Source organism: Pelatocladus sp. (genome assembly GCF_059505505.1).
In genome coordinates this window covers 1-14,393 of the sequence record NZ_JCACKS010000053.1, presented here as the reverse complement: position 1 = coordinate 14,393, position 14,393 = coordinate 1, and the positions used below count along the sequence as shown (strand labels likewise).

Annotated in this window: 14 protein-coding genes and 1 tRNA gene; 6 read left to right on the top strand and 9 right to left on the bottom strand. The window is 40.1% G+C overall.

Annotation, left to right across the window (positions count from 1 at the left end; genetic code table 11):
* Positions 1–255 precede the first annotated feature (255 nt).
* Positions 256–417, top strand: coding sequence for a tyrosine-type recombinase/integrase (locus AC5JMK_RS05585; protein ID WP_096676179.1), 162 nt, complete (start codon positions 256–258; stop codon positions 415–417).
* A gap of 380 nt (positions 418–797) precedes the next feature.
* Here AC5JMK_RS05585 and AC5JMK_RS05580 read toward each other — a convergent pair whose 3' ends face one another.
* From AC5JMK_RS05580 to AC5JMK_RS05570, 3 genes are all read right to left on the bottom strand, one after another.
* Entirely contained in the window at positions 798–2,492 is a 1,695-nt protein-coding gene (locus tag AC5JMK_RS05580) for an ABC-F family ATP-binding cassette domain-containing protein (protein ID WP_495909599.1), read from the bottom strand.
* A gap of 137 nt (positions 2,493–2,629) precedes the next feature.
* Positions 2,630–3,772, bottom strand: coding sequence for a fatty acid desaturase (locus tag AC5JMK_RS05575; protein WP_096676181.1), 1,143 nt, complete (start codon positions 3,770–3,772; stop codon positions 2,630–2,632).
* 315 nt (positions 3,773–4,087) lie between these two features.
* Positions 4,088–4,159 (bottom strand) — tRNA-Lys (locus AC5JMK_RS05570).
* A 406-nt stretch (positions 4,160–4,565) separates the two neighbouring features.
* Here AC5JMK_RS05570 and AC5JMK_RS05565 point away from each other — a divergent pair.
* The 4 genes from AC5JMK_RS05565 (at position 4,566) to AC5JMK_RS05550 (ending at position 6,451) form a co-directional block, all read left to right on the top strand.
* Positions 4,566–4,994, top strand: a complete 429-nt coding sequence (locus AC5JMK_RS05565) for an FKBP-type peptidyl-prolyl cis-trans isomerase (protein WP_096676182.1) — start codon at positions 4,566–4,568, stop codon at positions 4,992–4,994.
* Positions 4,987–5,214, top strand: coding sequence for a hypothetical protein (locus AC5JMK_RS05560; RefSeq protein WP_495909598.1), 228 nt, complete (start codon positions 4,987–4,989; stop codon positions 5,212–5,214). The genes AC5JMK_RS05565 and AC5JMK_RS05560 overlap by 8 nt, the downstream gene beginning before the upstream one ends.
* Before the next feature lie 486 nt (positions 5,215–5,700).
* Entirely contained in the window at positions 5,701–5,955 is a 255-nt protein-coding gene (locus AC5JMK_RS05555; protein ID WP_096676183.1) for a CD225/dispanin family protein, read from the top strand.
* Between the two features lie 55 nt (positions 5,956–6,010).
* Positions 6,011–6,451, top strand: a complete 441-nt coding sequence (locus AC5JMK_RS05550) for a DUF2752 domain-containing protein (RefSeq protein WP_495909597.1) — start codon at positions 6,011–6,013, stop codon at positions 6,449–6,451.
* On the opposite strand, the gene AC5JMK_RS05545 is transcribed toward AC5JMK_RS05550, so the two are convergent.
* The 5 genes from AC5JMK_RS05545 to ureG form a co-directional block, all read right to left on the bottom strand.
* Positions 6,448–8,568 (bottom strand): protein kinase domain-containing protein, encoded by a 2,121-nt coding sequence (locus AC5JMK_RS05545; protein ID WP_495909596.1) that lies wholly within the window; start codon positions 8,566–8,568, stop codon positions 6,448–6,450. The two genes, AC5JMK_RS05550 and AC5JMK_RS05545, sit on opposite strands and share 4 nt — an antisense overlap.
* Before the next feature lie 46 nt (positions 8,569–8,614).
* Positions 8,615–9,757 (bottom strand): BMP family ABC transporter substrate-binding protein, encoded by a 1,143-nt coding sequence (locus AC5JMK_RS05540; protein ID WP_495909595.1) that lies wholly within the window; start codon positions 9,755–9,757, stop codon positions 8,615–8,617.
* Positions 9,758–10,486: 729 nt separating this feature from the next.
* The gene (locus AC5JMK_RS05535) at positions 10,487–10,855 is read right to left on the bottom strand and encodes a TSUP family transporter (protein ID WP_096676187.1); all 369 of its coding nucleotides are present in this window, start codon (positions 10,853–10,855) and stop codon (positions 10,487–10,489) included.
* A gap of 28 nt (positions 10,856–10,883) precedes the next feature.
* Positions 10,884–11,849: an acetamidase/formamidase family protein gene (locus AC5JMK_RS05530; protein WP_495909594.1), complete on the bottom strand. Its 966-nt coding sequence runs from the start codon at positions 11,847–11,849 to the stop codon at positions 10,884–10,886.
* Positions 11,850–12,216: 367 nt separating this feature from the next.
* Positions 12,217–12,813, bottom strand: coding sequence for an urease accessory protein UreG (gene ureG, locus AC5JMK_RS05525; protein WP_096676189.1), 597 nt, complete (start codon positions 12,811–12,813; stop codon positions 12,217–12,219).
* A 91-nt stretch (positions 12,814–12,904) separates the two neighbouring features.
* On the opposite strand from ureG, the gene AC5JMK_RS05520 reads away from it, so the two are divergent.
* Positions 12,905–13,720 (top strand): inositol monophosphatase family protein, encoded by an 816-nt coding sequence (locus AC5JMK_RS05520; protein WP_495909593.1) that lies wholly within the window; start codon positions 12,905–12,907, stop codon positions 13,718–13,720.
* 410 nt (positions 13,721–14,130) lie between these two features.
* Here AC5JMK_RS05520 and AC5JMK_RS05515 read toward each other — a convergent pair.
* The coding region (locus tag AC5JMK_RS05515) for a hypothetical protein (protein ID WP_495909592.1) at positions 14,131–14,393 on the bottom strand (263 nt) is incomplete at its 5' end.

The following is a 14,393-nucleotide window of genomic DNA, read 5'->3' as shown; positions in this document are numbered from 1 at the left end:
TTACTTTGTCCGTAACTGCAAACGGTTGCAAATAGGGGGAGAGTGAAAAACTACCGCCCAGCAGTACAACTATTTATTATGGTAGAGTCGATGGAGGGTATTGTCCCTCCATCGACTCTACCATAACCCTCTTTACGGGAGGATTATACGGTTCAGTTAAGGATTTTTGGTACAGAAAATTGGTGTTAGAGACGCGAAATTTCGCGTCTCTACAAAGAATTGTGGGCTTAACTGAACCGTATTGGATTATGAAGAATTTTTCCGTATAACATCCTTTTTGCTACTCACTTACTGCAAAACGGCTATGACATCCGCACAGTGCAGGAATTATTAGGACACAAGGATGTAAAAACTACGATGATTTATACTCACGTACTCAATCGTGGTGGTAAAGCTGTTCGTAGTCCGCTTGACTAATAACCTATTATAGACCTCTTGCAAAAGTCGAATGAACCCTCCTCAATCCCCCCGTTCACGGGGGGAAATTTTAGTTCCCTAAGCGTTTACGCTTAGGGTTAGGGTGGGGTCAATACGGTTCGGATAAGACAAATCGATTGGCATTTAAACCCTGTAGAGACGTTGCACTGCAACGTCTCTACATTCCCAAATCATGCGAAAAATCCTTAACCGAACCGTATTGAGGGTGGGGTAAAAATATTTTTGCAAGAGGTCTTATGAGTGGACGATCGCTTCACTACTGAACAATAACCATAGTTTTTTCCAGGTTCAGTAAGAGTTTGTGCGATCGCTTCTTAAACTACACAAGTTGGTTAATAAACAAGACACTGATTTCCTTTCTACTTCTTCTTTCCACCAGCCTTATCCGCTTTTGCTGCTTTTTTGGCTGCTTTTTCGGCAGCGATCGCAGCTAATCTGGCTTGTTCTTTTTCTTCAGCAATTTTCTCTAGGTAGTAATGATAGTCACCCAAATAAACTCGGAATTCACCATCACGAATTTCCACGATTTTATTAGCTACCTGAGAAATAAAATATCGGTCGTGAGAAACAATAATCGCTGTGCCATCATAGTTTTGTAGTGCTTCTTCCAGCATTTCTTTAGCTGGAATATCTAAGTGGTTTGTTGGCTCATCTAAAATTAGTAAATTGGCTGGACACAATAGCATTTTTGCTAACGCTAAACGCGCTTTTTCTCCACCACTTAAAGCCGCAACCTTTTTGAAGACTGTATCACCACTAAATAAAAACCGTCCTAGCAGTGTCCGAACGTCTTCGTTTTTCCAGTCGGGTACTTCGTCATGAATAGTTTCCATGACGGATTTTTCTAAGTCTAAAGCTTCCGCCTGGTTTTGTTCAAAATATCCTGGGATTACATGATGCTCACCCAATTTGACAACGCCTTCTGTGGGTTTTTCCATACCCATAATTAGGCGCAGTAAAGTTGATTTACCTGCACCGTTGGGAGCAACAAAGGCTATGCGATCGCCTCTCTCAATCAGGAGATTTGCCCCTAAAAATAAGACTTTATCATCGTAGATATGAGTTAAATTATTGATTTCGACTACTTCTCTACCACTGCGTGGTGCAGGAGGAAAACGAAATTGTAGTGTTTTAACTCCAACTGTCGGGGCTTCGATACGCTCTATTTTTTCTAGTTGTTTTTCCCGGCTTTTTGCTTGGGTGCTACGGGTAGCGCTAGCACGGAATTTATCAACAAAAGCTTGTTGTTTTTCTAATTCTTTTTGCTGACGTTCGTAAGCATTAATTTGTGCTGTTTGGTTTTCAGCTTTCTGTTGTAAAAACGTTGAGTAATTACCAAGATAAGTAGTGGAAATCCCACGTTCTGTTTCTACAATTTGAGTGCAGAGACGGTCTAGAAATTCCCGGTCATGGGAAACTATGACCATGGGTGTATTTAAGCCTTTGAGGTAATTTTCTAGCCACTCAATTGTTTCTAAATCTAAATGGTTTGTTGGCTCGTCTAGTAACAATAAATCAGGCTCTTGCAGCAGGATTTTACCCAAACTGATCCGCATTTGCCAACCGCCACTAAAGGCGCTGACAAGGCGATCGCCATCTTCTGGTTCAAAGCCCATTTCTGGTAATATCTTGCCGATGCGTGCTTCTAAGCCATAACCATCTAAGGCTTCAAATTTTCGCTGTAGCTTATCCAACTTATTAATTAGTTTATCCAGTTCTTCTGGGGAGGCACTTTCCATCTGGTGTTGCACTTCCAGCAAAGATAACTGTACCTGATTTGCTTCCTTGAAGACAGTCCACAATTCTTCTTTAATAGTACGGCTGGGATCTACATCAAATTCTTGATTGAGGTAAGCTATGTGTAAACTCGCAGGACGAATCACTTCACCAGAGGTTGGCTCCATCTTACCAGTGATGATTTTGAGTTGGGTAGATTTACCTGCGCCGTTAACACCAACTAAACCAACGCGATCGCCTATCTTAACTTCCCAATTGATATCCTTGAGAACTTCGCCAGTTGGATAAATTTTACTAATATGTTCTAGTCGCAGCATTGAGTGTCTCCAAGGTAGGCAACAAGCCGGGAAGGCTAACTCACATTGAGTTCAATCTTAACAAAATTTAACTACAAATTCGATGTCAGAAATTTTGTGAAGATAAAGAAAAACATTTGGCAACCTTGCTGGTTAGTTTAAGAGCGCAAAACATCGGTTTGGATTGCACCTTTTGAGTCAAGGTCTATGGATTGGGCCGCTTGACGAAATGATGCGATCGACTCCAGGCGATTGGAGGCAGAATCCCAGAGAATAAATTTGAAGCAATCAGGAATATCTGCCATTCGCAGCGTTTTTACATGAGTAAGCAGGTGAATATTTTTTTTGTGGCAAGCTTCGAGGTGGTAATTGGGGATTTTTTCAGAAAGATGATGGATGTTATGGTAGCCGATATCGGCGGAAAACCACTTGAGAACCGTGGGTAACTCCAGATAACTGCTGCCCTTAATCGCTCCAAGCAGATAGTTCCAGCCTTCGGTTTTGTGGGCGTAAGAGCCATCAAAGTTGTGTTGCACAAAGAAGACGCAGATGAAGATTGCCGCAGAACAAGTTAGCGTGATTGAGTAAACACTCACGAAAAAACCAAATCCAAGTAAATATCCCAGGAAAATCCAGCCTCCGACTACACAAATGTTGTTGAACAGCAGATCCCAAAACTCAGCCGCCGTGTACCAATTCCTAGACTTATGGCAGGAGATGATTCCCGCTAAATCCATACCTGGATCTTGCTTCAAACAAGTCAGTAGATGAGTGATAAAATCATAGGTTCCTGCAATCAGGGCGAGTCTTGGCTTAATCGCAAGGTAGAAAAAACCTCCCGGAAAGATCATCAATGGGTGCCTCAGTAGTTCATAACGCCTTTGAGCAGATGGACTGAGTTTTGCAAACTCCTCAGTAGATAGTAATGCAGAAGGACCGCGATAGCGTTCCCAATCACCATTGGTTTTGTGGTGATAGGCATGTCCTCTTGACCACGGATATTGGGGGATCGCGTTGATCACACCCAGAAGAAAACCGATAATCCGATTAACCCTTTTTGAACGAAAGAGTGAATAGTGTCCACAATCATGCATTAAAGAAAAACAACGCAGTGAAAACAGCGTTATCAAAACTATAATGGGCGGAAGCAACCAAAAAGAAATAGAAGCTGCTTTCACTGCTAAAAACCATAACAGAACATAAGGAACAACCGTATTAAGGATTTGATAAGTTGCCCGCAAGTCATTACTCTTCATGTAAGGAGCCAGGACAAAATCCGACTTTTTAACTGTGGTTTCCATTCAATAAAACTTTCTCCTAGATGACTATCTGGGGCAGGGCTATTTCACTGTACTCCTAAAATGCACATTGCGTGAATCCTGATACCGCAAGGGTTTTAGAACTCCAGAAAAATATGCTTCTTTCATATGCTGCTAATGGCGTACTCTACCTTGAAGCCGCGCTCTCAAGAAACATTTTAGGCGATCGCTCAACAAAGCTACTGACTCAACTTTTATACCTACTGTAGTCAAAATATCTTAGGATTTTAAGAAAGCCGTAGGCAAGCTTTAGGTAAGATGAGTGCGATTATTGAGTATGCAACTAGTTAAAATCAATGGGTGACGAGGGATTTGAACCCGCAACCAATGGATTAAGAGTCCACTGCTCTACCGTTGAGCTAGTCACCCAAATTACTAATTCACAATTGTAGCAAACTTTCCTTGTTGCTAGCAAGGAAAATTCACCACTGCGATCGCAACAGGTTTGAACGGTTTGCATCTCTTCATGCACCAATATCCACCTAGAGAAACAGTCTAATATGTTTTTTTTAGATAAGGTAGAAGAGGAGACGAAGATACGGGGATGGGGTGATACGGGGAAATCTTTAAAAATAGTCTCCGCGCCAAGGTGTCTGTGCCTTTGTCCTTATCTTCTTGCGTCTCCAACTACAAAAAAAGCCCCTTGAAATAGCAGTAGTGAGGTTGTGTTGCAAACTCAATCAAAATCTTAATAAATAACAAAATCGGGATAGATTTGCTCGTAGAAGTACTAGGGTGGGAAGGCGTAGTGAACTCAAATTTGAAGGAGAAGAAAATGGGACAAGCCAAACTAGGTGATACTGTGAAAGTTCACTATACAGGTAAGCTAGATGATGGCACAGTATTTGATTCTTCTGCTGAACGAGATCCATTGCAGTTTTCTATTGGTGAAGGGTTAGTGATTCCCGGCTTTGAACAGGCTGTAGTTGGTATGACTCCAGGAGAATCCAAGAGGACAAATATTTCAGCAGATGAAGCCTATGGGCCTTACCGTCCAGAATTGGTGATGGTAGTTGAGAAAGAACGCATTCCCACAGATGTATCTGTAGAGGTGGGTCAAATGCTACAAATTTCTCAGAGTAATGGTCAAGCAATTCCAGTCGTTGTCACAGAAGTTTCAGACTCTCAAATCACTCTCGATGCTAACCATCCCTTAGCAGGACAAGAACTGATATTTGAGATTCAGTTAGTCCAGATTGGCTAATGACAAGCGATCGCTCGCCAAACTTGTTCGGGTAGCATTGAGCAATAGCGATCGCTGCTGCTATACAATTGGTAGTAATTTGTCCCACCCTGTGTGCATCAAAAAATTCGCAAGGATGGGTTTTTTAGATAAAAATACCATTGGTGGCACATCAGCAGCAGTGGAAATACAATCATCCTGTAGTGTTGGATTCACCAAACAAGGCAACAATAAAAAGTAAAAAGGACTCATAAAAAAGATATTGAGTTTATACGCGTAGCGTTGCCACAGGTCAGCCCATAAATTAATTTATGAAAAAGAGTAAAAATAGTTTTACCAGAGACGCGCTGCACGAACAAAAATGCGTCCTTTTAAAAATATTCAAAAAATCCGCCTGCTATTTCAATCGCAGTTTCATTTGCATTGTACCCAAAAAACTATTCCGTGCAAACTACTGAAAGGCGAGATAAATAAAGTAGTAAATGCAGTGATGGCAGATTTCCCCAACAAACTAAATAGAAAAAAACCTACAATTACTAATATTCCTAACTTGTAAACGGGGAATTAGCTCATTTAACCCTACGTTTTTCTTCTGCTGCATTTCTCGAATTTATTATAGATTTTTATTAAGGTGGTTGACAGATTTTTCGGTCATTCTGATATCTTTGAAAGGTAATATTTTTTACAGAATCATTGCCAAACTGTATTCAAATTTAAGGATTTTTTAATGGAATCTCGGAATGTCCCGACTTATCTACCGCAAGCGATCTTAACTACTCTTTTTTGCTGTCTGCCATTTGGAATTGTAGCAATAGTTTATGCAGCACAAGTAAATTCAAAATTGGCAGCCGGGGATTATGAAGGTGCTATGCAAGCATCTAAAAATGCAAAAATATGGTGTTGGGCATCTTTTGGTTCAGGACTTGCTGTGATCGTACTTTATATCCTATTAATTGTCATTGCAGGATTGGGTTCACAATAAGCTTACGAACCTGAACATTGAGGCAAACTGTATATAAACCATCGTTTTTTATTTTATGAAAATGAATACAATTTATCGTCGTAAATCTTCATTTCTTGCTAAAAAAAGTTTCAAGGTAGCAGCACTAACAAGTACAATTATTTTAGCTGCAATTATCTTATACTTTTTTAATCCTAGCAATTCTCAAATATATCCTCCTAGCCCATTTAGGTTACTAACTGGCTTATATTGTCCTGGATGTGGTACACTCCGAGGCTTACATTATCTATTGCATGGAAATCTCCTTAAAGCCTTTGATTTAAATCCGTTGATGGTAATATCATTACCATATTTGATATATTCTTATATTGCTTACAGTGCGCCTGTAATTATCGGTCAAAAAGTTCCTCAATTTTTCATCAAACCAAATTGGATTTGGATGACATTAAAAGTTATTTTGGCATATTGGGTATTAAGAAATCTGCCCTTTGCCCCTTTTTCTTGGTTAGCACCTTAATTTGCTTGCCAAATTCTGATGGTTTTGTCCTCGCTACTAGAGGCTAAAATATTTCCATCAGAACTAATATCTACAGACAAGACACTGCCAGTATGTCCAGTAAGGGTATGCAGCAGTGTCGCTTTTTTTAAGTTCCAAATTTTGAGAGTTCGATCATCACTACCACTAATCAAACTCTGTCCATCTGAACTGATAGCTAGTGTTTGAATTGAACCATTATGTCCCTCAAGAACTTGTTGGAGTTGTCCATTATGTAAATCCCATACATAAATAGTTTTACCAAAACCAGCACCAACAATTACTTGTAAGATGGAACTAATAGCCACAGTACGCACAAAGCCAGGAAATCCGGCAATTGTTCGCAGTAATTCTCCTGTTTGTAACTGCCAGATTTTAATTAATTTATCACTACCACCACTGACGAGGAAATTACCATCAGAACTAATAGCAATATCATAAATAAAACCTGAATTTTCACCAAGAGTGCGCTGTAGTTTGCCAGTTTTCACATGCCAAATTTTGATAGTGCGATCGCGAGAAGCACTAACAAGATTTTGTCCATCTGGGCTAAAACACAATCCATTAATTAAGTCAAAGTGTCCTTTGAGTACCGATAGTAATTTACCTGTTTGTAGATGCCAAATTTTGATTGTTTTGTTGCTGCTACCACTGGCGAGAGTTTGTCCATCTGGAGAAATCGCTATGACTACCCACTCGCCTTTTTCCGACAGCATTCCTTGTAATTGTCGCTTTTGCAGATTCCAGATTCTGATTGTTTTATCATTACTACCACTAACCAAACTTTGCCCATTTTGAGTGAATGCTACAGAACGGACAATATTGGTATGTCCACTCAAAGCATAGGCAAAAACAGCATTGCTGAGGTTTAATGGACGATGGCTAGGTGTTTGCACCTGTTGCATCGCAGTGATTTTATTACGTCCAGCGATCGCAGCAGTAAAATTTGGATTGATGCTTAAAGCTTGATTGTAATCTGCTAGTGCTGCTTGGTAATCTCCCATTTGTAAATAGACATCGCCTCGATTTGTCCATGCTTCTACATAGTTGGGATTCATCTGCAAAGCTTGATTAAAATCTGCGATCGCACCTTGATAATCTAGTCTTTGTGCTTTATCTAATCCCCAAAAGTTATAGGCTTCAAAGTTGATTGGTATAGTAGGTGGAACCGCAGCTACAGGTTTCGCCTGTAAATCCTGTAAAACTTCTTGTGCAGATTGATATCTTTCTGGTACGAAATGCTTGAGCATCTTCTCGATAATTTGCTCTAAATCTTTGCTAACACTGACGCCTTTATCTTGCAAACATTCTCGCCATAACCAACGAGCATTTCTGACATCATATAGAGCATCAGTAAGATTACCAAAACCATCTTGTAATGGTAAAAATCCCGTTAATAATCTGACACAAGTAGCCCCTAAAGCATAAATATCACTAGCAGGATAAGCATAACCTTGCATTTGTTCTAAAGGAGCATAACCAATAGTATAAATTCCTGTTCCCTGGCGAGCAAAGGTAGTTTGTGTCACTTGTTTTGCACCACCAAAATCAATCAATACGAGTTTGCGATCGCTATGGCGTCGAATGATATTTTCTGGCTTGATATCGCGGTGGATAACATTGCGATCGTGAACGAATTGCAAAATAGGTAATAAATCAGCTAATAATTCCCGAATTTTTGCTTCATTGAATTCTTGCGTTAGTAGTTCTGTTAATAAAGTGTCTCCAGCAATCAATTCTTGTACCAAATACAAATTTGCACCTTGACCAAAATAAGCAACTAAGCGGGGAATTTGAGCATGATTTTCTCCTAATTCATATAATCGCCTAGCTTCTTCTTTAAACATAGATGCAGCTTTACTTAATGCTGCTGTTCCCTGAACCTGGGGTACAAATTGCTTAATCACACAAGGTGAATCTAGTCTATCAATATCTTGGGCTTCGTAAGTTCTGCCAAAACCACCCTCACCCAATAACCTACTCATCCGATAACGATTCTTAAATAAAGTACCGAAATTATTTGCACCACAACTGGTACAAAATCTGTTCCCATCAGGATTAAAAGGATTTGAACAATTAGGATTTTGACAGATTTGCATGACTTTACACCTAGAACCCCATTAAAAATATCTACAAAGATACAAACTAGGATTCCGCTTTCGGAATTGAAGGATCAATTCCCTCTACATACCAATCCATCGTTAATTGTTCTTTATCTGGCAAAACTTGACCCTTCTGCACCCGTAGCTTACCCTTTTGATCTTTTACCGGGCCATCAAAAGGATGGGTAGTACCTTTAATAAATTCATCTCGCTTCGCCATTACCAATTGCTGTACATCTTGAGGAATTGTTGAATTTAAGGGTGAAATATCTACCATACCCTGACCAATGCCAAACCAAACATCTTCAGATTTCCAACTACCATTCATCACAGCCAAAGCTTGATCTGTGTAAAATTTACCCCATTTATTAATAACTGATGTTAAATGTGCTTTCGGACCAAACCGACTCATATCGATGTTATAACCAAATGCAAAAATACCTTTTTCTTCTGCTAGTTGCACAGCAGCAGCAGAATCAGTATGCTGTGTCAAGACATCTGCACCTAAACTGATCAAAGCTTGTGCTGCTTCTCTTTCTTTAGCTGGATCGTACCAACTTTGCACCCACACCACTTTCACTTTCGCCTTGGGGTTTACCGCCCGTAATCCTTGGGTGAAAGCACCGATACCACGAATTACTTTAGGAATTGGGTATGCTCCGATAAAACCAATGATATTAGATTTGGTCATTTTACCTGCAATCATACCAGTCAAGTAACGCGGTTCTTCAAAGCGTCCCAAATAAGTACCGACATTAGCAGCACGTTTATAGCCAGTACAGTGTTCAAAATACACACGAGGAAAATCTTTGGCAACTTTAATGGTTGAATTCATGTAACCAAAAGAAGTTGTAAAAATCAACTTGTTACCATCTAACGCCAGTTGACGAATTACCCTCTCAGCATCAGCACCTTCACTGACATTTTCCACAAAAGTAGAGCTGAGTTTACCTTGCAGATTTACTTCCATTTCTCTACGACCAAGGTCATGGGCATAAGTCCATCCCAAATCACCCATAGGCCCTACATACACAAATCCTACCTTCAAAGGTTCATTCGCTGCTACAGGTGATAATCCAGAAGAGACTTCGCCCTCTGGATTATGATATTTGTCTCCAGAACAAGCAGCAAAGGTCAAACTAGCTCCCGCAACAGAGGTGTACTTGATAAACTGACGACGATCCATATTTATCGCTGATCCGCATTGAGTTAAAAATATTTCTCTTTGTAGTAGTAAATGAGTAGTAGATGCAAGTTGAATTTTTATTTTCCAATTTTATAAATATATGCGGTATACGTAAAACTCAGTAGCTTTAGAGATCGGCGCTATTTCATTCTCATCGAGATCACCTCAGAATTAATTTGTGAGAGTAATAGCAAAAGTCGGTTTAAATTGACTGTTTTGTGGTAATTAAGTCCGTTGAAACGGACTTAAGCTATTAGCTCTGAACTTTAGTTCAGGGCGGTTTATGTCTAGAATGAAATAGCCTGCTTTAGAGACAATCGCAATGTGACCCGATACAATCGCAATGCGACTCAATGCAATCGCAATGCGACCCGATACAATCGCAATGTGACTCAATGCAATCGTAATGCGACCCGATACAATCGCAATGCGACCCGATACAATCGTAATGTGACTCGATGCAATCATATATAAGGCGAGATATTAACATTACTCAGATTCCCGACTTCTGTTGAGGATGCAGCTGGCGAATCAGGGGTGACATCTCTCATCAACGATTTTTCGTCATTCCACCAGATGTAGAGACGTAGCAATGCTACGTCTCTACAAGCCAATTTGTGGGCGAATGAGGGGTCAAACCCACCATTCGCCAGCTGTGTCCTCAACAGAAGTCGGGGATCTGAGCTTTGCGATTCTCACAAATCATATAGGATTGCTATATTTGATTATTTAAAATAGCAAATATCGCAAACCAATCAGCAATAAAAACACGCCATATAGCTTTTTCATCAATTCACTACTAATAAATGGCTGATTGGCAAATAAAGCACCAAAGAAATTACCAATAATCAAACCAACAGCAATAATCACAGCATATTTGATATTCAGATTACCATTACGGTAGTAAACAATCGCGGCTAAAATACCAATAGGCAAAATTTGAGCAGCGATAGAAGTACCAGTAGCAAATTTTTGATCCATGCTCATGATTAGTACCATTGCAGGAACCATAATTGCACCACCACCAATACCAAACATACCGCCAGCTACACCAGCCACAAGCCCAATGATCAACAATTGAATGAGTATGTTAGACATAAAATTATAAATTATTTGAACTAGTAAATTATAAATTTATTCCATTTATAAAAACATATTTTGATAACATCCCATGCACACCTTTTTGGGGAGTGTTGACAACTTGAGTAATACGGAAATTCACCGCTAAACTACATAACACATAAGCATCTTCTGGTGATATTTTTGTAAAACCTACCAAAAAATCAATCATGTTGTTTAAAGCTTGTTCTAAAGCTGCATCCAAAGTTTCACCAAATCCCATTGTGATAATATCAGTAGCAGTTTCAGCGATGGGTGCAGTTACTTGCAAATCTTTGCGAATTTTGAGTTGAATTGTACCGTTCATAGATGTTTCTATGGCCGTGACATTAACTTCACCATCTCCCTGAGCTGAATGTCCATCACCAATAGAAAATAAAGCACCAGGAACAAAAACAGGCAAAAATATTTTTGAACCTGCTTGCAGTTCGCGGTTGTCTATATTACCACCATAACAACCAGGAGGAATAGAAGAACGTTGTGTTTCGGGAGTAGCAACACCAAGAATACCAAAAAAAGGTTTCAGGGGTATTTGAATCCCACTATTTACAGAAAACTCCGCAACATTATTTTCTAAATCTAGATGAATAAATCTCAAAGCTGGTTCATTAAATTGGTGTGGTAAAACTCCCCATCCCGTCCGAATAGCATTAAAACCAACAGGTAAACTTGGTTTGATTGCTTCCAATTTTACTTCTAAAATATCTCCCGGTTCTGCTTCCTGTACATAAATAGGCCCTGTTAATAAATGTGGCCCACCTGCTATTTTCTTTTCTAGTGGTAAGTTTTGGCAAATGTCAGCAAATTCTGGCGTGATAAATTCTGCTGGTGCTTTGTTATAAATATAGTAACCAGTGTAAGTTTCCACATCTACTGTATCGCCAGATTCAATTATCAATGCTGGTTCTAGTTCATGGGAAAAACCACCTAGATGTACAGTGTTTGGAGTTGCTTTCAAAATATGATGAGTCATCCGATTTTAGATTTTGGATTACCCTGCGGGAAGCCGCAGAAGCGTCTATGGATTTTGGATTGATGATATTTATAAAATTTGGGAACTTATACCATTAATAATTTTACTCTTAGAGGATGTTTGAAAAGTCATGATTGATGTATCAAATATTTTTTACCCCACCCTAACCCTCCCCTTGTAAAGGGGAGGGAACCGGATTTCTCTTGTTTCCCCCCTTTATAAGGGGGGATTAAGGGGGGTAATAATGTAATTAAAATTACAGCCAATCACTTTTCAAACAACCTCTTAGCATAACTAAAAAAGATCTGAATAATGGAAACCCAACTTGGAGTTGATCTGGAACAGATTGAGACATAATTACTAAACACTAACAAATATTTTTAGTCACAAATTCAATTACATCTGCTAAACCTGTCTTTGTTTTTAAATTTGTGAAGATAAAGGGTTTGTCGCCGCGCATTTTTTTGGCATCTTGTTCCATTACGCTTAAATCTGCACCAACGTAGGGAGCTAAATCAGTTTTATTAATCACTAATAAATCAGATTTGGTAATCCCAGGGCCACCTTTGCGAGGAATTTTATCACCAGCAGCAACATCGATAACATAAATTGTTAAATCTACTAATTCGGGGCTAAAAGTTGCAGCTAAATTATCGCCACCGCTTTCTATAAAGACTAAGTTTAAATTAGAAAAACGTGCTTCTAATTGTTCAACTGCTGCTAGATTCATCGAAGCATCTTCACGGATAGCAGTGTGAGGACAACCGCCAGTCTCTACACCGATAATGCGATCGCTCGTTAAAGCTTGAGAACGTACTAAAAACTGTGCATCTTCTTGTGTATAAATATCATTAGTTACCACAGCGATGTGATATTTGTCACGCATCATCTTACACAAAGCATCTACTAAAGCAGTTTTTCCAGAACCCACAGGCCCAGCAACTCCGACTCGAAAAGCATTCATAATTTTGTTGGTGGTTGATTGTTAATTGTTAGTAGTTGACTATTAACCATTGACTATGGACTAATAACAAATGACAAATGACCAATGACCAATGACTAATTTACAAATTTTTCTAGATATTGCCACAGAAACGGCGCTGGCTGCTGGTGCGGTTTTGCAAGGTTACTTGGGTAAAGTAGAAGACGCAATTACCGAAAAAGGACGCCCTGGGGACTTAGTTACTGTTGCTGATAAAGCTTCCGAAGAAGTTATTTTACAAGCTTTGGGTCGTCACTTTCCTAACCATGCCATTCTCACAGAAGAATCTGGCAAACTTGGAAATCAAGACAATGAGTTTCTTTGGGCAATTGATCCTTTAGATGGTACAACAAACTTTGCTCATCAATACCCATTTTTTGCTGTTTCTATTGGGTTAATGATCAATGGTGTTCCCCAAGTAGGCGTGATTTATGATCCTTTTCACGATGAATTATTTCGTGCAGCTCAAGATATGGGTGCAACCCGTAACCGCCATCAGATCAAAGTTTCGGACACTTATGAATTAAGTAAGAGTTTGCTGGTGACGGGATTTGCTTACGATCGCCGTGAAATTTCTGATAACAACTATGCAGAATTTTGTCATCTTACTCATATCACCCAAGGAGTACGACGCAGTGGTTCAGCATCCCTGGATTTAGCTCATGTCGCTTGTGGACGTCTGGATGGTTACTGGGAAAGAGGTCTTTCTCCTTGGGATATAGCAGCAGGCATAATTATAGTGCGTGAGGCTGGAGGGAAAGTCACTGCTTACGATCGCACTCCCGTCAAAATTGAGTCAGGTAGAATTTTGGCAACAAATACACATCTTCACGAGGTTCTAAGTCAAGAACTCCTGCAAGTTCAAGCTCAAGGGATCGGGAAACGGTGATCGGGGACTAGTTTGAAAAATGATTGCGACAGGTGGATTCTCGCAAACTATAGCACTTCTGACTCGATTGCAATACAGTCGGAACCCCACCCCGGCTTTGCTGACGCAAAACCTCCCCTCCCCGTAAACGGGGCTGCGGTGTACACATAAATCCTCTGATCCCCCTAAATCCCCCTTTTTAAGGGGGACTTTGATTCTAGTTCCCCCTTTTTTAAGGGGGGTTAGGGGGGATCAAAACGCTACTAGGCAACTTTATAAGACTTCTGTGTACACCGTAGCCCCGCAAGCGCTTAGGGGATTAAGGGGTGGGGTACTGGGGTACGTATTGGACACAACCGAGAACTGCTATAGTTCTAGGCGGGATACGGTTTCAACATGAAAAATTTTTGACTTGTGTGTACAGCGTAGCCTTACAAAGGGTAGGGATTTTGTATTTGGTAATTTTTTGACCATTTCAGCCGATCATAGTTTACATGCCCTGTAGCAGCTTCCGGGTTCCTTGCAGCAGCTTCAGGGTTGACGTTTCCGTGTTTCGCGCAGCCTGTAGCAGCTTCCGGGTTCCTTGCAGCAACTTCAGGGTTGACGTTTCCGTGTTCCGCGCAGCCTGTAGCAGCTTCAGGGTTCCTTGCAGCAGCTTCAGGGTTGACGTTTCCGTGTTCCGCGCAGCCTGTAG